The organism is Bordetella sp. FB-8 (genome assembly GCF_000382185.1).
Lineage (GTDB): Bacteria > Pseudomonadota > Gammaproteobacteria > Burkholderiales > Burkholderiaceae_B > Bordetella.
In genome coordinates this window covers 1,763,539-1,782,086 of the sequence record NZ_KB907784.1, presented here as the reverse complement: position 1 = coordinate 1,782,086, position 18,548 = coordinate 1,763,539, and the positions used below count along the sequence as shown (strand labels likewise).

Here is an 18,548-nt window from a genome sequence, read left to right as displayed (position 1 = left end):
TCCGGCCGTCGCCGTGTCGTCGCGCGTGTCGTACGAGCGCGTCCGCGCCGCTCGTCGCGCAACATCCAGCGACGCTTTCCCCCGTGCAGGCATCTTGCCTTGAACGCGCCCGACCGAGGGTCGTGGCTGCGTTCCAGGGCGTGCTGGCTGCGAGCAACACAGCGCCGCCGGGCCGACGATGCCTGGAGCGACAGCGAAGGGCAAAGGCGGAAGGCAAGATAAAAGGTCGCGGCACATGGCCGCTTGAAAACCTTGTCTGCACATGGGGGGGGCGCGGCACGCGCCAGGGGACGGCAGCGTGCCGCGAAGGTGCGCCATGCCGCATCGGCATTAGCGGAATCGCGTGCTTTGTCCGCTGGACTGCGACAGCCTTGGATTGACCCTGCCTCGATTTCACGTACATCAAGAAGTTGTTAACTTCAAAGGTACGGAGAATCGAGATGAAAGAAGGCAGGCTGCCCAAGAGGCAGTACACAGAGCAATTCAAGGCAGAGGCTGTCAGGCTCGCGGCCTCGGTGGGCGGGCACGAAGCGGCACGGCGCCTTGGCGTGCCGGTGGCCACGCTGGGAAACTGGTCAAGGCGGAGCGTTGCCTCGGCCAGCACCGGCGTAGGGGCAGTCGCGGGGGAGGCGCCTACCCGTCGCCCCATCAGTGAGTTGGAGGCGGAGAACAGCCGCCTGCGCCGGGAATTGGCCGAAGCGAAGCTGGATGTAGAAATCCTGCGAAAAGCGACGGCGTACTTCGCCAAAGTGTCGCGATGAAGTACGCCTGGATCGACAAACATCGCGACCAGTACCCTGTTAGCCGGTTGTGCCGCGTGCTGGGTGTCTCGCGCAGCGGCTACTGCCAATGGCGCGTGCGCCCGCCCAGCAAGAGGGCGTTGGCCAATCAGGCCCTGGATGCCAAGGTGGCCGCTCTCCACCAGGCCAGCCGCCGCAGCTACGGACGTCCTCGAATCGTGCAAAGACTGCGCCAGCAGGGCCAGATCGTCGGTGCCGAGCGGGTTCGCAAAAGCCTGCGGCGCCAAGGGCTGCGGCCGGTGTACAGAAGGCCGTTCGTGGTGACTACCGACTCGGCCCACCGCCTGCCGGTGGCGCCGAACCTGCTGGATCGACGTTTCGATGGCTGGCAGCCCGACCAAGCCTGGGTGGCCGACATCACGTATGTGCCCACCGGCGAGGGCTGGCTGTATCTTGCGGCAGTGATGGACTTGGCAGGCCGGCGGATCGTGGGGTGGTCGATGTCCGAGGCCATCGATGCGGGCTTGGTATGCGCCGCGCTGCAATCGGCCTGGTGGCAACGCAAGCCCGAAAAGGGTCTGCTCGTACATACCGATCGCGGATCGCAGTATGCCAGCGGGCGCTACCGAGCGTTGGCGGCCGGCCTGGGCATCACGATGTCTATGAGCCGCAGGGCCAATGCTTGGGACAACGCACCGATGGAGAGTTTCTTCAAGACGCTGAAGGTCGAACGTGTCTACCAGGTACGCTACGAAACGCGGGCGCAGGCGCGGCTAGACATCGTCGACTGGATCGAGGGCTGGTACAACCGCCAGCGCCTGCACTCGGCCAACGGCTTCCTCGCCCCTGTCGCATGGGAGAATGCCCGTTCGGCTGCATGACTTGATGTACGTGGAAACGAGACAGGGTCACAACGCCTGCAACGCCGCCAGCGCGCCGCGCATGGCGCTTCGACGGCCGCGCATGTCGTGCGCTCGGCCGACCACGGCGGCGGCGGGGCCGCGCCGGAACTCAACGATTCCTCGAACGAGTAAGGGAGGCGAGCCATGCGCTTCACACGACCCGGCGTGCGCTACAGCGAGTCACCTGTGCCTGCCACGCCTTATCAGGCCGCCGCGCAGGTATGGGATGAACGCCTCGGCAGCGCGCGCGTGCAGGCGAAGAACTGGCGGTTGATGGCCTTCGGCTGCCTGGGCCTCGCGCTGCTGATGGCTGCGGGCCTTGTCTGGCAATCCGGCCAGTCGCGCGTCACGCCCTACGTGGTCGAGGTCGGTCACTCGGGCCAAGTCCGCGCGGTCGGGGCAGCTACGACACCGTACCGGCCAACCGATGCACAGATCGCGTACCACCTGGCGCGCTTCGTGACCGACGTGCGTTCGCTGTCGATCGACCCGGTGGTGGTCCGCCAGAACTGGCTCGAAGCCTACGGCTACACCACCGACCGGGGCGCGGCGACCTTGAACGATTACGCCCGCGCTCACGATCCGTTCGCACATGTCGGGCAGGACTCTGTATCGGTGGATGTAACCAGCGTGGTGCGCGTCAGCGATACCTCATTCCAGGTGCGCTGGACCGAACAGCATTTCAACGACGGCACGCCGACCGGCACCGAGCACTGGACGGCGATGCTCACTCTTGTCATGCAGACGCCGCGCACCGAACAGCAGGTGCGTCGTAATCCCCTCGGCATTTACATCAACGGGCTGTCCTGGAGTCGTGACCTGGACGCGCCGGAAGGAGCGAAGAAGCCATGAAACCGTCGATCACCGCCATTGCCTTCCTCGTCCTGCTGGGTAGCCTTGCTGGCTGCGCCACGCAAGGCCAACCACCGCCGGCGATCTCGCTGGACGAATCGGTCAAGGCGCAACCATTGCCCGAGCCGCCCAAGCCGGTTGCAGTCGTGGAGGTGCCGAAGCCCTTGCCATTGCCGGATCAGATGAAGCAGCTGCTGCCAAGTGCTGCCGATGGAAAGCCGGCACCCGAACCCGCAGACGCGAAAGCGCGCGTTGAGCAGGCCAACGCCGACGCAAGCGTGGTGCCGACGCGCGACGGCTACATCAACGCGATCCAAGTCTGGCCGTTCTCCGATGGCGCGTTGTATCAGGTCTATACCAGCCCCAGCCGCGTGACGGTCATCAGTTTGCAGCAAGGCGAGGAACTGGTGACGGTCGCGGCCGGCGACACGGTGCAATGGATCGTGGGCGATACCGCGAGCGGCAATGGCGCGAGCCGGCGCGTGGCCGTCATGGTCAAGCCGGTGCGCGCGGGGATCATGACGAACCTCGTCATCACCACGAACCGGCGCACCTACCTGCTCGAACTTACGTCCACCGCGAAGGCGTGGATGGCGTCCGTATCATGGGAATATCCGAAGGACCAGATGCTGGCCTTGCAGGCCCAGGCGCAGGCCGCCGATGCGGTGGCGCCTGCTGCCGATGGCCTGTCGCTCGACCAGTTGCATTTCCGCTACGCGATCACGGGCGACAGCCCGCCGTGGAAACCCGTGCGTGCCTTCGACGACGGGCAGCATGTCTATATCCAGTTTCCTGCGGGCATCGCGCAGGGCGAATTGCCACCGCTGTTCGTGGTCGGGCCGGATGGCAAGGGCGAGCTGGTGAACTACCGTTTCCATGCGCCTTACGACATCGTGGATCGTTTGTTCGGTGCGGCCGAGCTACGGCTCGGCGGCAAGGATGAGAGTAGGGCGGCCGTGGTACGCATCGAGCGTATCGATGGCGTGGCTGCGGGAGCCAGTCATGGGCGCGACTGATAACGAGGCCCAGCCTGCGCCGAAGGTCGCCCCGGAAGGTGTCGCGTTGCGTGCTGCACCGCGCGCGGTCACGCGGCTCAACCGTCGCACGCTGGCCGTCTCTGCCACGCTGCTCGCGGTGGCCGTGGCCGGCGCGTCGATGTGGGCGCTGCAATCGAAGGGCCGGCGTGATTCGGGCGACCAGAGCAACCTGTACAACGTTGATCGGATCGCCAGGGCCGACGACCTCGACCGGTTGCCGTCTGACTACTCGAAGCTGCCGGCGAAACCCGCGCCGGCTTCGCCGGCCAGCGTGCCGCAGCTCGGACCGCCGTTGCCTGGCGACTGGGGCGCAGCGTCTGCCAAGCCGCCGCTACCGGGTGGCAGCGTCAATCCGGGACCATCGGCCGAGAACATCGACCGGCAGCGCCAGGCCGACGAGATTGCGCGCTCGGCGGTGTTCTTCGACACCGGCAGCGATGCCGGCAAACCCGATGCGGTTTCCGCGTCTGCGGGCACCACGCCGACGGCGAATGCCGCGGCCGGCCCGTTCAATCCGATGGGTGCGGGGCCGGCATCCACAGCCGCGCAACCCAATGACCCGACGGCGATCCAGAACCGGCAGGACCAGAAAGAAGCGTTCATGGCAAAAGGCGGTGACGCTGCGACCAGCAACACCGGCAGCTTGCAGGCACCGGCCTCGCCGTACACGATCATGGCGGGCACGATCATTCCGGCCGCGCTGGTGACGGGCATCAATTCCGACCTGCCGGGGCAGATCATTGCCGAGGTCACGCAGCCCGTGTACGACACCGCAACCGGCCACTATCTGCTGATTCCGCAGGGTTCGCGCCTGATCGGGCGCTACGACAGCCAGGTCGCGTTCGGGCAGCAGCGGGTGCTGCTGGTCTGGTTGCGGCTGGTATTGCCGGATACCTCGTCGATCGCACTCGACAAGTTGCCCGGCATCGACCCGGCCGGCTACGCGGGCCTCGAAGATGGCGTGGACTGGCATTGGGGCCGCATTCTGACGGGTGCAGTGCTATCCACGATGCTCGGCGTTGGCTCCGAACTGGCCGTCTCGAATCAGGGCAGTGCTAACGGCAATACCGTTATCGCGTTGCGGGATAGCTCGCAGGACACCGCCAATCAGGTCGGTCAGGAAATCACGCGCCGCGACTTGAGTATTCAGCCGACGCTGACGGTACGGCCTGGGTTTCAGGTCAACGTGATGGTGAACAAGGATATGGTGCTGCGGCTATACCAGCCGCTTTTTGTCCAGAGAGGGCCGATGCCATGAGCACGATGCGCAAGCTGCGGCTAGGGCCGCTACCGAAGACCGAGAACATCAAGCTGGCCTTCGCATGTCCGGTCACGCTCAAGGCCGACCTTGATCGCTACGCCTCACTGCACGCGCAAACCTATGGCGAAGCGGTCGATGCTGCGACGCTGATCCCGCACATGCTGGAGGCGTTCATAGCAGGGGATCGCAGCTTTCGGCGCGCTGAGAAACCATTGAAGACCAAGTATCCCGTTGGGGGTGAATGATCCGAGGGTTACTCTTGCTTAGGTTTGGCTGATCCCCGCCCAAAGTGCTCGCTTAATGGTTCTTCGCAGTGCCTCAGAACTTCCCCTGTATCTGGATCGACTACACGCTCGTAGTAAGCGTCGGCATCTCGGTCTATATCTCGGACTTTTTCGACCATCTTTTCAAGGGATGTGCTCCATTGGCTTCCCGTCTGCAAATGCCGCCGCATTTTCCGTTTACCCGACATCTTGGTGTTTGTGGCTTTGACGTCCAACCAATCCGTAACGGTTACACCAACCTCATCCGAAAAGTGCATGTTGATGGTCTTGGCCAAGCTTCCGCACTTGGCGCATGGCACATTCTCTTGCCCTGCGGGCACTGGCGCACACGGCTCGCCACATTCAGTGCAATTCCACGTCTCACTTTGGCTCATATGCAATTGACCTGCTCACGATTGGAAGCACGACAGTAGAACGATAGCAGTGCTCGAATTAACGAAAAAAGCCGCCCCTGCGTGAGCAGGGGCGGCTTCCGAATTGGTGCCCGAGGTCGGACTCGAACCGACAAGCCTTGCGGCGGAGGATTTTCTTCCCACTTCGGCTTTCGCCGCCGACCTGCACGGGGCAGGGCGTTCGTGGTCTGGAGCACGCCTTCACCATAGCATTGCGTGTTACCGCTTTGCCGTAGGTGCCCGCCGTCTGCTCTCTACACCTTCCCTTGAACCTTTCGGTTCGAGGGCTTGGCTCGGCATTAGCTCGGACTTGCGTCCAGGGCCTTCACCGAGTTTGACGGGCTTCACCTCAAGGATTTCTCCAAGAGGGCTCAAATTTGGTCTGAGTCCTCTGCGTCTACCAATTCCACCACTCGGGCAGGACGCACATGATACTTCAACTAATTGCTACTACTGACTTGGAGCCAGCCCGCGCTGCCCTGGCTCCTAATTGGCTCCTAGCTCAAAAAGCGCGCTTTTCGATCGGAAGCCGGTTTGCCTCAAAAACCCTTGCCAGACATGGAGTTGCAGACGCTGAACCCAAGCTAACCATAGGTACAAGTACCTATTTTTGAGTCCCCTGCGTCTACCAATTTCACCACTCGGGCACATGCGTGAAGATCATCATTATATATGGCTCCGGTCGGCTGCTCCTACACCCCAGGCGACTCCGACTTACTTTCCTGCCCGGGAGGACGGACACCGCGGCGGCCGGCTCGCCCGGCCTGCCGCCTACACCGCCTACGCCGCCGATTCGGCCGGCTCGTGCTCGCGGCGTTGTTTGAGTTTGAGCGGCGGCACGCGCCGCACCAGCAGCAGCCCCAGCAGCGAGACGCCCAGACCGACGTATTGGCTGATGTGGATGGCGTTCACCAATACCAAGTGGATGCCTCCGAACAGCGCCTCTGGGTTGTGCCCCTGCGCCGCGAGCTGCGCCATGACCTGCCGCTGCCCTTCCTGGTCGAGCAGCACCTGCGGATTGCGCAGGCGATCCAGCCAGGTCGTGGCGTCCATGGTGCGAAGCAGAAAGGTCACCTGCGATTGATAGGCATGACCCACCACGGTGCCCACCAGCGCCGTGCCTATCATGCCGCCCACCATGCGCAGCGACTGCGTGGTGGCGGTGGCGATGCCCAGATGGTGCGGCGGCGCGGCCAACTGCCCGAAAATCGTCAGATTGGGCATGACAAAGCCCACGCCCATGCCGCTCAAGGCCATATAGACGCCGAACAGCCAGTGCGGCGTGTCGGCTTGCGTGAGGATCACGCCCAGCGAAGATAGCGCCAGCGCGGCAAAGCCGATATACAGCATGATCAGGGGGCGCTCCAGCCGCGAGATGACGCGGCCGTTGATCAGGCTGGCGAAGGGGATGCCGACCATCATGGGCGTGACCAGCAGGCCGGCTGCCTGTGGCGACATGCCAAAGCCGCCTTGCAGCATCAGCGGCACGTAGAACATGACCGAAAACGAAGCCGTGCCCATCAGAAAGGCCAGCAGGAACAAGACCGAGATAGTGCGGTTGCGGAACATCTCGAAGGGCAGCAGCGAATAGGTGCAGCGGCGCTCCCAGAAGTAGAGAGCGGCGAAGGCCAGCACGCTGCCCGCGCCCAGCCACGACAGCGTCGTGCCCGATTCGTGTCCGGGCAGCAGCTCCACCAACAGTTGCAGGCTGCCCAGCGCCAGCGCGATCAGGACTGCGCCCAGCCAATCGAGCTGGATTTTGGTGTCCTTGTGGTGCCGGATGGTGGGCATGTGCCAGGACACGAAATACACCCCGAGCAGGCCCACCGGCGCGTTCACATAGAACACCGAGCGCCAGCCGTATTGCTCGGTAAGAATGCCGCCCAGCGTGGGGCCGATCGCGCTGGCCAGGCCGAATGCCGAGGTGATCAGTATCTGCCAGCGCAGGCGCACGCGCGGATCCGGGAACAGGTCGGGCACGCTGGCGAAGGCCGTGCCCACCAGCATGCCGCCGCCTACCCCCTGCAGCGCGCGCGCCAGCACCAGGAAGGTCATGCTGGTGGACAGGCCGCACAGCACCGAGGCCAGCGTGAACACGATGATGGCCGCCACGACGAAGGACTTGCGTCCGTAGTAGTCGCCCAGGCGGCCGAATATCGGCACGGTGATGACCGAGGTCAGCAGGTACGAGGTGGCAACCCAGGCATACAGGTCGAACCCGTGCAGTTCGGCGACGATGGTGGGCAGCGCCGTGCCCACCACGGTCTGGTCCAGGCCGACCAGCATCATGACGCAGCAGATGCCCAGCATGGCCAGCAGGGATTTGACGAACGGGCGCGAGGCTTCGGCGGACGGGGGTGTGGCGGACGCAGGTGTGGCGGGCATCAGGGGCTCGGATCAACGGCTTGGGCAAAGTAGACTAATCGATTGAGTATATGACCCTTGAAATCGCGCCAATTGCCCTTATCTGGACCGACGAACCCAATTTCCTTTTTTTCACGCCTATCCGACGTTCCGATTCCCATGAGCCAGACTGCACCCTCCCCTTCCGAAACCCTGGGTTTCCAGGCCGAAGTGAAGCAATTGCTGCACCTGATGATCCACTCGCTCTACAGCAACAAGGAAATTTTCCTGCGCGAGCTGGTCTCCAATGCATCCGATGCCTGCGACAAGCTGCGCTTTGAGGCCATCGACCACCCGGAACTGCTGGCCGGCGACAGCGAGCTGGGCATCCGCGTGTCCTACGACAAGGCGGCGCGCACCCTCACCCTTTCGGACAACGGCATCGGCCTGTCGCGGGATGAGGCCATCGCCAACCTGGGCACCATCGCCCGCTCGGGCACGCGCGAGTTCTTCTCGCAACTGACCGGCGACAAGCAAAAGGACGCCCAGCTCATCGGCCAGTTCGGCGTGGGCTTTTATTCTTCCTTCATCGTGGCTGACCGGGTCACGGTGGTGAGCCGCCGTGCCGGGGCCGAGGGCGCCATACGCTGGGAGTCCGACGGCCAGGGCGAGTTCACCATCGGCGAAGCCGAACGCGCCGGCCGCGGCACGGATGTGACGCTGCATCTGCGCGCCGAGGAAGACGAACTGCTCAACGGCTGGAAGCTGCGCGAGATCCTGCGCCGCTATTCCGACCACATCTCGCTGCCCATCCGCATGGCCAAGGAGGAGTGGGACGCCGAAAAGAACGAGCAGGTGAAAAAAGACGAGTGGGAGGCGGTGAACCAGGCCAGCGCCTTGTGGACCCGCGCCAAGTCCGACATCACCGACGAGCAGTACCGCGAGTTCTACAAGACCATCTCGCACGATTTCGACGACCCGCTGACCTGGACGCACAACCGCGTGGAAGGCCGCAGCGAATACACCCAGCTGCTCTACCTGCCCAAGCATGCCCCCTTCGATCTGTGGGACCGCGACGCGCGACGCGGCGTCAAGCTGTACGTCAAGCGCGTGTTCATCATGGACGACGCCGAGCAGCTGCTGCCCTCGTACCTGCGCTTCGTGCGCGGGGTGATCGATTCGGCCGACCTGCCGCTGAACGTCTCGCGCGAGATCCTGCAGGAAAGCCGCGACGTGCGCGCCATCCGCGAAGGTTCGGCCAAGCGCATCCTGTCGCTGCTGGAAGAGCTGGCCGAGAACAAGAAAGACGACTACGCGGCCTTCTGGACCGAGTTCGGTCAGGTGCTCAAGGAGGGCGCTGGTGAAGACCCGGCCAACCGCGAGCGCCTCGCCAAGCTGCTGCGCTTTGCCTCGACGCATACGGGCGACGCGGCGCAGACCGTTTCGCTGGCCGATTACCTGTCGCGCGCCAAGGAAGGCCAGGACAAGATCTACTACGTCACAGCCGACTCCCATTCCGCCGCCGGCAGCAGCCCGCATCTGGAGATCTTCCGCAAGAAGGGCATCGAAGTGCTGCTGCTGTCCGACCGCGTGGACGAATGGATGCTGTCCTACCTGCGCGAGTTCGAAGGCAAGTCGCTGGTGTCCGTGGCCAAGGGCGGCCTGGACCTGGCCGACCTGGCCGACGAAGAAGAAAAGAAGCGCCAGACCGAGGTGGCCGAGGAATTCAAGCCGCTGGTCGAGCGCCTGCAGCAAGCGCTGAAGGATCAGGTCAAGGAAGTGCGCGTCACCTTGCGCCTGGTCGATTCGCCTGCCTGCGTGGTGGTCGGCCAGAACGAGCTCAGCCCGCATCTGCTGCGCATGCTCAAGGCCGCCGGCCAGGATGCCCCCGACGTCAAACCCGTGCTCGAGATCAACCCCGAACACGCGCTGATCGGCCGCATCGGCCAGGCCGCCGACGAGGAGTTCGGCGACTGGGCCAGGCTGCTGCTGGACCAGGCCATGCTGGCCGAAGGCGCGCAAATCGCCGATCCGGCGGCCTTCGTCAAGCGCATGAATGCGCTGTTGCTCAAGGCTTGAAGCCACAGCCAGGCAGGCCAGAGTACCGCGCGCTCGCGCCTTACTGCAGCCTGCCTATCGCCAGCCGGTTAACGCGCTCTTCGACGCGATCGCGAGGCCCAGATCGGCAATCTGGGCCTCGCTCGAATGCGCCTTGAGCGGCCCAACGTCTTCCTCGACGTGAGTGCGGGCCATGCTGGGCGCCCTGCGATGGAGGCGTCCTCGGCCGCGCGGCGCAAGAGGGCCTTCGATGCCTGGTCAGAAGTCGTGCACGTTCCATTCGTAGTCGCTGGCGACCTCACCGATCAGGCGCAGGCGCTCGGCCGGCGGGGACACGAGCCCCTGGCAGACTTTCGCGTTATAGCCCACCAGTATCGCCTTCGCGGCATTGACGAACTCGGGCGCGAGGCCCTGGTCCTCGTAGTTGCGCACGAAGGATTGCGCGACGATGCCCACGATGAAATACAGGCCCGCGTTGTCCACGTCGGCTTTCATCAGCTGGAAGGCGTCCTTGTAGAAGGCCTTGAAGGTATCGGTTCCGGGGCTGGCGTCGGCAAAACGTTTTGCAATGTCTGTAAAGCTCATGATTGTTCCTATTTGGGGCATGGCGAGAAGGCGCTTTCGACCGACCCACCGCCATCATATCGTCAACCTGCGGCCCATTGCGGCGTTGCGTGGCCTCGCGAACATGCGCCCGGCTATTGCCTCGATGATCAGATGCGCGCCAGGCGCTTGCGTGTGATCTGCGCGCCTTCGGGCGCCCTTGTAGGATCGCGTTCGCAAACGGGCGGCCATGCCCTCGCGCATGCGGACCGTCTCGGCCGACGCGCTCAGGGTCGCGATGTCGTCATGCACGAAACCGCCCTTCCCATGGATCAGTCCAGTTCGGCGCCCTTGAGCTCGGGGATCAGGAACAGGGTGGCCAGCATGTCGACCACGTAGATGGCCGCCAGCATCCCGATGGCGATCTGGAACGAGTAGGCCGAGGCGAGCGTGCCCACGACCACCGGGCCGAAGCCGCCGATGGCGCGGCCGATGTTGAACAGCACGTTTTGCGCGGTCGCCCGGGCTTCGGTGGGATAGGCCTCGGACATCAGCGCGCCATAGCCGCCCACCATGCCGTTGACGAACATGCCCATGATGGCTCCGACCCAGAGCATCGCAAAGGGATCGGAGAGCCGCGAATACACCAGGACCATGACCACCGCGCCCGCCTGGAACAACAGGAAAGCGGGCTTGCGGCCGATGCGGTCGGCCATCTGGCCGAAGACCCAGATGCCGATCATCATGCCGACGATGGCCACCGAGGTCCAGAACGCGGACTTGGCCAAAGTGAAGCCGAGCTTGTGGGACAGGAAGCTGGGCATCCAGATCATGATCCCGTAGTAGCCGAAGTTCTGCACACCGCACAGAATCACCAGGCCCAGGCTGGTGCGGGTCGTGCGGCCGTCCTTGACCAGGAGCTTGAAGGCGTTGCCGCGCGAACCCTTTTCCCTGGCATGGCGCACGAACACCTCGGGTTCGTGCAGCGTGCGACGGATCAGCCAGGCGAACAATGCCGGAATCACGCCCACCAGGAACATGCCGCGCCAACCGATATGGGGCAGTAGCGCGGGAGTCAGCAGGGCCGCCAGGAGCACCCCGACCTGCCAGCCCAGCGCGACGTGCGAACACACCCGCGCCCGCAGCCTGGCGGGCCAGGCTTCCGCAGCCAGGGCCATGCCGATGCCGAACTCGCCGCCCAGGCCGACGCCCGCCAACGTGCGATAGACAAGCAGATCTTCATACCCGCGCGCAAAGGCGCACAGGCCGGTAAACAGGGCGAACATCACGATGGTCCAGGTCAGCACGCGGACGCGGCCGTAATGGTCGCTCAGCGCGCCAAAGAGGATGCCGCCGGCGACGGCGCCGATCAGCGTCCAGGTCACCAGCGAGCCTGCCTGTCCGCCGGTCAAGTGCAAGTCGGCGGAGATCAGACTCAGCATGAAACCCAGGATCAGCAGATCGAAACCATCCATCGCGTAGCCGATGGCCGAACCGGCCAGGGTCTTCCACCCGTAGCGCGTTACTTGGGCTGGCACGTTGATTTTTCCTTGAGGGTTTTGATTGGACTTTGATATGAGCATCAAAAATGATACTGAATCACCCAGCTCGAACTGGGAAAACCCCTAATGCCTTGGCCGGGAAAACCCGATTGCCAGCCATATGCTTATCCTCTTTAATTATTTGAATTACGCATGATGAATTAATAAGAATACATATTTCGAATGAAACTGTAGCCTCCCTCCATGGAACTGCGCCAACTCGAGGCCTTCGCGGCTGTCATGTCCACCGGCAGTGTCACTGCCGCCGGCCGGCTGCTTGGCCGTTCGCAGCCAGCCATCAGCCGCCTGCTCCAGGAGCTGGAAGCCGAAATCGGCTATGCCCTGTTCCTGCGCAGCGGGCCGCGCGTCACACCCACCGATCAGGGCTTCCTGCTGTATGAGGACGTCGAGCGCGCGCTGGCGAGCCTGCGCGAGATCCGTAGCCGCGCCAAAGACATTGCCCGCGATGCCGGCAGGCCCCTGCGCGTGGCCGCCACATCGGCCCTGGCAGTTGGCCTGATCCCGGAGGCGGTGCGCCGCGTCGAGGCCCGCACGGGTCCGGGCGCCATGCAGATCCTGGGCATGACGCCCGAGCGCGTGGTGCACGCCGTGCTAACCGGCGCGGTGCAGCTGGGCGCGACCAGCCTTCCGCTGGAACACCGCGGCCTGGACGTGCACTGGATCGGCCAGGCGCCTTGCGCTGTGGCCCTGCCCGCCGACGACCCGGCGGCCGCGCGGCCCGTGGTCGCGCTGCACGAAATGGCGCAGCGGCGCCTGATCACCATGGCCAACCCCTATCGCTTGCGCCATCGCCTGGATCAGGCCCTGGCGCAGGCGGGCGGCAACTCGGCCAACATCATCGAAACCAACTCGTCGACCTATGCCCTAGGCGCCGTGCGCGCCGGCCTGGGCGTCGCGGTGCTGGAACCGGTGACCGCTTACGGCGCGCCCATGCAGGGCGTGACCATCCGCCCGCTGGACGTGGACATCCCGTTCTATTTCGGCGTCATCTCGCCCCAGGCCAAACCGCTCACGACCCTGGCCGATGACTTGGCCCAAGCGCTGGCCCAGGCCGCCGCCGCGCTGCTGCCCGGCTTTGTCAGACACGAGGCCTCGCAACACGGCGCCTTGCTGCAGTCCGTCTACGACCACGTCCCCCCTTCCACGGAAACCCTGCCATGATTTTTCCCGCCGCGCTGCCGGAGACCCTGCCATGACGCCGCAACCGGGTTCGAATGCGGCGCTGGCCGCACTGGAGCGAGACCTGGCCCGGGACCTCGAATATCTGTGCCGCCCTGCCGCGAACTGGGTGCTCCCGCGCCAGGCCCGCGGCGAGAAGGTCCACGACATCGTCATCATCGGCGGGGGCATGTGCGGCATGGTCGCGTGGTTCGCGCTGCAATGCGAAGGCATGCCCGAAACCCGCATTTTCGACCGCAATCCGGCCGGTCTGGAAGGACCCTGGCTCAACTACGCCCGCATGCAAACGCTGCGCTCGCCCAAGCATCTGGTCGGCCCAGCTTACGGCATGAGCAGCCTGACCTTCCGCGCTTGGTTCACCGCGCAGTATGGCGCCCCGGCATGGGAGCCGCTGGACAAGATTCCGCGCCCCATTTGGATGCAATACCTGCGCTGGTACCGCAAGGCCTTGTCCGTTCCCATCGAGAACAACGTCAACGTCGATGACATCGTGGCCGAGGGCACTCTGCTGCGCCTGCATCTCTCGGGGGCCGGCGCGACGGCCGCCTCGGTACTGGCGCGCAAGGTCGTCATGGCCACCGGCCGCGATGGCACCGGCCATCCCAGCATTCCGGCCTTCGTGCGAGGGCTGGACCCTTCGCTCTGGGCGCATTCGTCCGACGACATCGACTTCGCCCGCCTGCGCGGCAAGCGCGTGGTGGTGGTCGGCGTCGGCGCTTCGGCCGTCGACAACTCGGCCGAAGCGCTGGAGGCCGGCGCGGCCGAAGTGCGCCACCTCATACGCCGCAAGGAAATGCCTACCGTCAACAAAATGATGGGGATAGGCTCGCCCGGCCTGAGAAACGGCTTTCCCGACCTATCCGATGCCTGGCGCTGGCGGTTCATGCACTATGCCACTGTCATGCAGACGCCGGCGCCGCGCGGCTCCACCTTGCGCGTGAGCCGCCATCCCAACGCCTACTTCCATTTCGGCAAAGCCGTCGAACGCGTCCGTGCGTCGGGCTCGGGCATCGTCGTCGCGACCGCCGACGGCAGCCAGCTCGAAAGCGACTATCTCATCCTGGGCACGGGCTTTACCGTCGATCCCATGGCGCGCGCCGAATTCCCCGGCTATGCCGATCAGATCCTGCTCTGGAAGGACCGGTATACGCCGCCCGCGCAGGAACAACACCGCGAACTGGGAAACTTCCCTTATCTGGCCCACGATTTCTCGTTTCTGGAGCGCACGCCCGGCACGGCTCCCTGGCTCAAGAACATCTATTGCTTTAACTACGGCGCCGCGGTCAGCCTGGGCAAGGTCAGCGGCGACATTCCCGGCATCAGCGAAGGGGCGGCCTGGCTGGCGCGCGGGCTGGCCTCGCGCCTGTATGCCGAGGACGTGGCCGAGCACTATCAGGAGATGCTCGACTACGACAAGCCGGAACTGCTGGGCGACGAATGGACAGCGAGCGAATTCGGCGCGGCGTTGCGCGCGGCGGCGGGGCCATGACGCCCGCTCATGCGGACAAGGCCTCGATCAAATCACTAACGGGACAGGAGCAACGGTGAACAACGATGTCGTGAGGACCCAGGCGGGCATAGACGCGCAGTCGCCGCTGAGCGCCGTGCTCGACACACGGGCGGACGTGCTGCAAATGACGCAGGCCACGCACGATGCGGCGCTCAAGCCGGGCGACCCCGGCGGCATATCGCACGCGGGACGCGCCGCGCTGGCCGCGCGCATCGCCAAACTGCACAACGAGTCCGGCCTGGTAGCGCACTACGAAGACCTGATGCGGCAGGCTCGCGCCTCGGCCGCGATCTCGCGCCTGGCCGACCCCGCCTTCAACGGCGAGGGCGATGCCCAGTTGACGGCGGTCCTGGCCTTCACGGACATCGTCACCCAGGCCCCCAAGGAGACGACCGCCGACGACATCGCGCGGCTGCAGCAAGCCGGCGTGAGCGACGCGGACATCGTGCGCCTGGCCGAGCTGAACGCTTTCCTGGCCTACCAGATCCGGCTGATCGCCGGCCTCAGACTGATGAAGGAGTTCGCACAATGAGCGCGGTCCTGCACGAATTCACCACCGCAGTGCCACACTGGCGCCCGCGGGTCAAACCCATCGACCTGGACCAGGCTTCGGCCGACCAGTTGGACGCGCTCAAGGTCACGCCGTCCCACACCAAGGTGTCCGACTACGTCCTGGTCCTGGCCAACGATGTCGAAACGCTGAGAGTGCGCACGCCGCTTTTCAACGCCATCATGTACAACGACGCAGGCCTGTCGCGCGCGGAGCGCGAGGTCGGCGCCACGGCCGCATCCGTGGTCAACCGCTGCGTCTACTGCGCCGCCGTCCACGCCAGCCGTTACAACCAGTTGACCAAAGACCAGACCGTCATGGCGAAGATCTTCGCCGACGGCGCCGACGCGCAACTGGCCCCCCGGCTTTCGGCAATCCTGGCGTTTGCGACCACGCTGTCGCAGACCCCGAGCCAGGCCACGGCGCGGGAGATGGCCGCACTGATCGAGGCCGGGCTCGACCAGGCCGAGATCCTCGACCTGATCCTCTCCGCCTCGCTCTTTGGCTGGGCCAACCGTCTGATGCACACGCTGGGCGATCCGCTGCCCAAGGACCAGGCCTAAATGCCCACTTGCATCGCCGTGGGCATCATCGGCGCGGGCGCCGTCGCATGTGGCACGGCGGCGCTGCTGGCCCAATCCGGCCATCGCGTGCGCCTGTGGTCGCCGTCGGGCAATGGCACCGCGGCGCTCGCGCAAGGACGTCCCCTCAAGGCACAGGGTGCCATCGAAGGCGAGTTCGCCGTCCAGGCCGCCTCGTCCGCTGCAGATCTGGCCGCCCACGCCCGGGTCATCATCCTGGCCCTGCCGGCCTACGCGCACCGCAAGATGATGGACGCCGTCGCCCCGCATCTCACGCGGGACCATGTCGTGGTCATCAGCTCGCATGCCTCGCTGGGCGCGCTCTATCTCTCGCTCCTGCTCGCAGAGCGCGGCGTGCGCCTGCCCATTGTGGCCTGGGGCACGACGGCCGTGTCCGGCCGGCTGGCGTCGCCTTGCAGCGTCAAGGTCAATACCGTGCGCAGCAAGATCGATCTGTGCACCCTCCCGGCCAGCGACAAAGAACGCGGCCTGGCCGCATGCCGCGAGCTGTTCGGCGAGCGCTTCGTCGAGCGCGACGGACTGCTCGCGATCGCGCTGAGCAACCTGAACCCGCAGAACCACATGGGTATCGCGCTGTGCAATATGACACGCATGGAACTGGGCGAAACCTGGGACCAGGGTAGGCATGTCACGCCGAACGTGGGGCGCCTGCTGGAGGCGCTCGATACCGAACGCCTGGCAATCGCGCAGGCGCTCGGCCTGCAGGTGCGGACCATCTTCGAACACTTTCATCTGTCGTTCCACGTGCCCCTGGGCAGCGTCTCGGACATGAACCAGGAAATGTCCCGGCTGGGCCGCGGGGGCACTGGCCCGGCGAGTGCCGACAGCCGTTACGTGACCGAAGACGTACCCTACGGCCTGGTGGCCACGGCCAGGCTGGGCGCGTTGACACAGCGCCCCGCGCCGTTGCACGAGGCCGGCGTGGCTGTCTTCTCGGCTATGTACGGACGGGATTTCAGCGACGAAAACGCGCTTCTGCGGGCGCTCGACCTCGACGCCCTGTCGCTGGCCGAGTTAAAGGCGTTGTCCCGCAATGGCTACGCCTGAAGCAAGCAGCATCCATCATCCATACGGTTCAGGCGCGATGCGCCGCGACCATAACGCAAGGGGAAGAGCATGAGCACACACATCATCAAGCGCATCGCCGCCGTCGCGCTGAGCTGCGCCGGCCTCGGACTGCTGCCCGCCATGGGCCACGCACAGGAGATCGACTCGACCATCAGCCGGATCAAGTCCACCCACACTTTCACCATAGGCTATCGCGAGTCTTCGGTGCCGCTGTCCTACGTCGGCCCGGACGGCAAGCCAACGGGTTATTCCACCGAGTTCTGCCTGAAGATCGCCGCCGCGGTCAAGGACTACCTCAAGCTGCCCGAACTGGCGATCAAGTACGTACCGGTCGACATCCAGACGCGCCAGGCGCTGGTGGCCAACGGCACGGTGGACATCTCCTGCGAAGGCGCGGTCAATACCTGGACCCGGCAAAAACAGGTGTCCTTCTCGCCCATCAGTTGGGTGTCGGCCGAGCAGTTGCTCGTCCTCAAGAGTTCGGGCATCAAGGACATCAAGGATCTGAACGGCAAGACCGTCATCGTCGCGACGGCGGGCACCAGCGAGCCGACCTTGAACCGCCTGATCCAGCAGGACCACCTGAACGTGAAGATCATGCACGTGAATACGCACTCGGCCGCGCTGCTGGCGCTGGAAAGCCACCGCGGCGCCGCCTACCTCAGCGACAACGGGGCCTTCTACGGCATGATCAAGGCTGCCAAGCATCCCGAGGATCTGGCCGTCGTCGGCCCGGAGCTGAGCTACCAGCCCGAAGCCTTCATCATCGCCAAGAACAATCCGACCTTCTCCTGGATCGTCGGCCACACCATGTCGGACATGTTCAAGTCGGGCGAGGCCGACAAGCTCGTGGCCAAGTGGTTCGGCCCCCTGGGCGTGGGCATCAGCCCCAAGCTGCGCGCCGCATGGGACACCTATTCCTTCCCCGAATAACACGCGCCGATGAACTACACGTGGGACTGGAGCGTCCTGATCCAGTCGCCCTATCTAGGGTGGCTGGCCTCAGGCGCGGGACAAACGCTCGCCGCCAGCGCCGGCAGCTGGATACTGGCCATGGCGGTTGGCTTTCTCGTCGGCGCCCTGCGCAGCCTGCCCTATCGCTGGACCAGCGTGCTGGCGCGCATCTACGTCGAGGTTTTCCGCAACATCCCGCCGCTGGTCCAGCTCTTTCTCTGGTTCTTCGTTTTTCCTGAAATCGTTCCCGAACCGCTGGGCGACTGGATCAAAGGCCAGATGCCCATGCCCGAACTGACAACGACCATCATGGCGATCGGGCTGTTCTCCGGCTCGCGCGTGGCCGAACAGGTGCGTGCAGGCGTGGATACCGTACGCGTGCGCCTGCTGCCGGCCGCCCTGGCAACGGGCTTGACGCCGCTGCAGGCCTACCGCCTGGTCCTGTTCCCGATCGCCTTGCGCAAGATCATCGCGCCGCTCACCTCGGAGCTGCTGATCACGATCAAACTGTCGTCCATCGGCCTGACGATCGGCCTGATGGAGCTCACGGCGCAGAGTCGCCAGATCGAGAACTACACCTTCCACGGTTTCGAGGCCTACGCCTTCGCCACGGCGGTCTACCTGGGCATGGGCCTGCTCGTGACGGGCGTCATGCACATCGTCAATCGACGCCTGACGGGTTCGCTCGCCGGCAGACCCTAGGAGCCCACC

The 18,548-nt window shown here is 64.8% G+C and carries 17 protein-coding genes; 13 read left to right on the top strand and 4 right to left on the bottom strand.

The window, feature by feature from the left end:
• Positions 1–440 precede the first annotated feature (440 nt).
• The 5 genes from H143_RS0108470 to H143_RS0108450 all read left to right on the top strand — a co-directional run bounded on the left by H143_RS0108470 (position 441) and on the right by H143_RS0108450 (position 5,037).
• A protein-coding gene (locus H143_RS0108470; RefSeq protein ID WP_155803331.1) for an IS3 family transposase occupies positions 441–1,621 on the top strand; the annotation gives its coding sequence in 2 pieces (ribosomal slippage) (positions 441–729 and positions 729–1,621; 1,182 coding nt in all).
• A 165-nt stretch (positions 1,622–1,786) separates the two neighbouring features.
• Positions 1,787–2,494 carry a conjugal transfer protein TrbF gene (trbF, locus tag H143_RS0108465; RefSeq protein ID WP_019937804.1) on the top strand — a complete coding sequence of 236 codons (708 nt, stop codon included), beginning with the start codon at positions 1,787–1,789 and terminating at the stop codon, positions 2,492–2,494.
• Positions 2,491–3,510 carry a P-type conjugative transfer protein TrbG gene (trbG, locus tag H143_RS0108460; protein ID WP_019937803.1) on the top strand — a complete coding sequence of 340 codons (1,020 nt, stop codon included), beginning with the start codon at positions 2,491–2,493 and terminating at the stop codon, positions 3,508–3,510. Before trbF ends, trbG begins: the two co-directional genes overlap by 4 nt.
• Positions 3,497–4,789 (top strand): TrbI/VirB10 family protein, encoded by a 1,293-nt coding sequence (locus tag H143_RS0108455; RefSeq protein WP_026349856.1) that lies wholly within the window; start codon positions 3,497–3,499, stop codon positions 4,787–4,789. The genes trbG and H143_RS0108455 overlap by 14 nt, the downstream gene beginning before the upstream one ends.
• Positions 4,786–5,037, top strand: a complete 252-nt coding sequence (locus tag H143_RS0108450; RefSeq protein ID WP_033365433.1) for a DUF2274 domain-containing protein — start codon at positions 4,786–4,788, stop codon at positions 5,035–5,037. The genes H143_RS0108455 and H143_RS0108450 overlap by 4 nt, the downstream gene beginning before the upstream one ends.
• 8 nt (positions 5,038–5,045) lie before the next feature.
• On the opposite strand, the gene H143_RS22420 is transcribed toward H143_RS0108450, so the two are convergent.
• Complete coding sequence (locus tag H143_RS22420) at positions 5,046–5,351, bottom strand: hypothetical protein (RefSeq protein ID WP_155803355.1); 306 nt, start codon at positions 5,349–5,351, stop codon at positions 5,046–5,048.
• Between the two features lie 897 nt (positions 5,352–6,248).
• Positions 6,249–7,853: an MDR family MFS transporter gene (locus tag H143_RS0108445; RefSeq protein ID WP_019937800.1), complete on the bottom strand. Its 1,605-nt coding sequence runs from the start codon at positions 7,851–7,853 to the stop codon at positions 6,249–6,251.
• A gap of 138 nt (positions 7,854–7,991) precedes the next feature.
• On the opposite strand from H143_RS0108445, the gene htpG reads away from it, so the two are divergent.
• Entirely contained in the window at positions 7,992–9,890 is a 1,899-nt protein-coding gene (gene htpG / locus H143_RS0108440) for a molecular chaperone HtpG (protein ID WP_019937799.1), read from the top strand.
• A gap of 237 nt (positions 9,891–10,127) precedes the next feature.
• Here htpG and H143_RS0108430 read toward each other — a convergent pair whose 3' ends face one another.
• Positions 10,128–10,454, bottom strand: coding sequence for a hypothetical protein (locus tag H143_RS0108430; protein ID WP_019937797.1), 327 nt, complete (start codon positions 10,452–10,454; stop codon positions 10,128–10,130).
• A 290-nt stretch (positions 10,455–10,744) separates the two neighbouring features.
• A complete protein-coding gene (locus H143_RS0108420; protein ID WP_051094388.1) occupies positions 10,745–11,995 on the bottom strand; it encodes an MFS transporter in 1,251 nt (416 codons plus the stop codon).
• A gap of 162 nt (positions 11,996–12,157) precedes the next feature.
• Here H143_RS0108420 and H143_RS0108415 point away from each other — a divergent pair, with 162 nt between their 5' ends.
• From H143_RS0108415 to H143_RS0108385, 7 genes are all read left to right on the top strand, one after another.
• Positions 12,158–13,135, top strand: a complete 978-nt coding sequence (locus H143_RS0108415; protein WP_019937794.1) for a LysR family transcriptional regulator — start codon at positions 12,158–12,160, stop codon at positions 13,133–13,135.
• A 31-nt stretch (positions 13,136–13,166) separates the two neighbouring features.
• Positions 13,167–14,642: an NAD(P)-binding domain-containing protein gene (locus H143_RS0108410; RefSeq protein ID WP_019937793.1), complete on the top strand. Its 1,476-nt coding sequence runs from the start codon at positions 13,167–13,169 to the stop codon at positions 14,640–14,642.
• Positions 14,643–14,697: 55 nt separating this feature from the next.
• Entirely contained in the window at positions 14,698–15,195 is a 498-nt protein-coding gene (locus tag H143_RS0108405) for a CMD domain-containing protein (protein WP_019937792.1), read from the top strand.
• Positions 15,192–15,776, top strand: coding sequence for a peroxidase-related enzyme (locus H143_RS0108400; protein WP_019937791.1), 585 nt, complete (start codon positions 15,192–15,194; stop codon positions 15,774–15,776). Before H143_RS0108405 ends, H143_RS0108400 begins: the two co-directional genes overlap by 4 nt.
• Positions 15,777–16,862, top strand: a complete 1,086-nt coding sequence (locus tag H143_RS0108395; protein WP_019937790.1) for an NAD/NADP octopine/nopaline dehydrogenase family protein — start codon at positions 15,777–15,779, stop codon at positions 16,860–16,862.
• Positions 16,863–16,931: 69 nt separating this feature from the next.
• Positions 16,932–17,816 (top strand): amino acid ABC transporter substrate-binding protein, encoded by an 885-nt coding sequence (locus tag H143_RS0108390; protein ID WP_019937789.1) that lies wholly within the window; start codon positions 16,932–16,934, stop codon positions 17,814–17,816.
• Positions 17,817–17,825: 9 nt separating this feature from the next.
• Complete coding sequence (locus H143_RS0108385) at positions 17,826–18,539, top strand: amino acid ABC transporter permease (RefSeq protein WP_019937788.1); 714 nt, start codon at positions 17,826–17,828, stop codon at positions 18,537–18,539.
• Positions 18,540–18,548: the final 9 nt, after the last annotated feature.

What these genes read in the sequence shown, in the direction of transcription:
- trbF (WP_019937804.1), top strand. Translation starts at nt 1,787, where the DNA reads ATGCGCTTCACACGACCCGGCGTGCGCTACAGCGAGTCACCTGTGCCT.
- trbG (WP_019937803.1), top strand. Translation starts at nt 2,491, where the DNA reads ATGAAACCGTCGATCACCGCCATTGCCTTCCTCGTCCTGCTGGGTAGC.
- H143_RS0108455 (WP_026349856.1), top strand. Translation starts at nt 3,497, where the DNA reads ATGGGCGCGACTGATAACGAGGCCCAGCCTGCGCCGAAGGTCGCCCCG.
- H143_RS0108450 (WP_033365433.1), top strand. Translation starts at nt 4,786, where the DNA reads ATGAGCACGATGCGCAAGCTGCGGCTAGGGCCGCTACCGAAGACCGAG.
- H143_RS0108445 (WP_019937800.1), bottom strand. Translation starts at nt 7,853, where the DNA reads ATGCCCGCCACACCTGCGTCCGCCACACCCCCGTCCGCCGAAGCCTCG.
- htpG (WP_019937799.1), top strand. Translation starts at nt 7,992, where the DNA reads ATGAGCCAGACTGCACCCTCCCCTTCCGAAACCCTGGGTTTCCAGGCC.
- H143_RS0108430 (WP_019937797.1), bottom strand. Translation starts at nt 10,454, where the DNA reads ATGAGCTTTACAGACATTGCAAAACGTTTTGCCGACGCCAGCCCCGGA.
- H143_RS0108420 (WP_051094388.1), bottom strand. Translation starts at nt 11,995, where the DNA reads ATGCTCATATCAAAGTCCAATCAAAACCCTCAAGGAAAAATCAACGTG.
- H143_RS0108415 (WP_019937794.1), top strand. Translation starts at nt 12,158, where the DNA reads ATGGAACTGCGCCAACTCGAGGCCTTCGCGGCTGTCATGTCCACCGGC.
- H143_RS0108410 (WP_019937793.1), top strand. Translation starts at nt 13,167, where the DNA reads ATGACGCCGCAACCGGGTTCGAATGCGGCGCTGGCCGCACTGGAGCGA.
- H143_RS0108400 (WP_019937791.1), top strand. Translation starts at nt 15,192, where the DNA reads ATGAGCGCGGTCCTGCACGAATTCACCACCGCAGTGCCACACTGGCGC.
- H143_RS0108395 (WP_019937790.1), top strand. Translation starts at nt 15,777, where the DNA reads ATGCCCACTTGCATCGCCGTGGGCATCATCGGCGCGGGCGCCGTCGCA.
- H143_RS0108390 (WP_019937789.1), top strand. Translation starts at nt 16,932, where the DNA reads ATGAGCACACACATCATCAAGCGCATCGCCGCCGTCGCGCTGAGCTGC.
- H143_RS0108385 (WP_019937788.1), top strand. Translation starts at nt 17,826, where the DNA reads ATGAACTACACGTGGGACTGGAGCGTCCTGATCCAGTCGCCCTATCTA.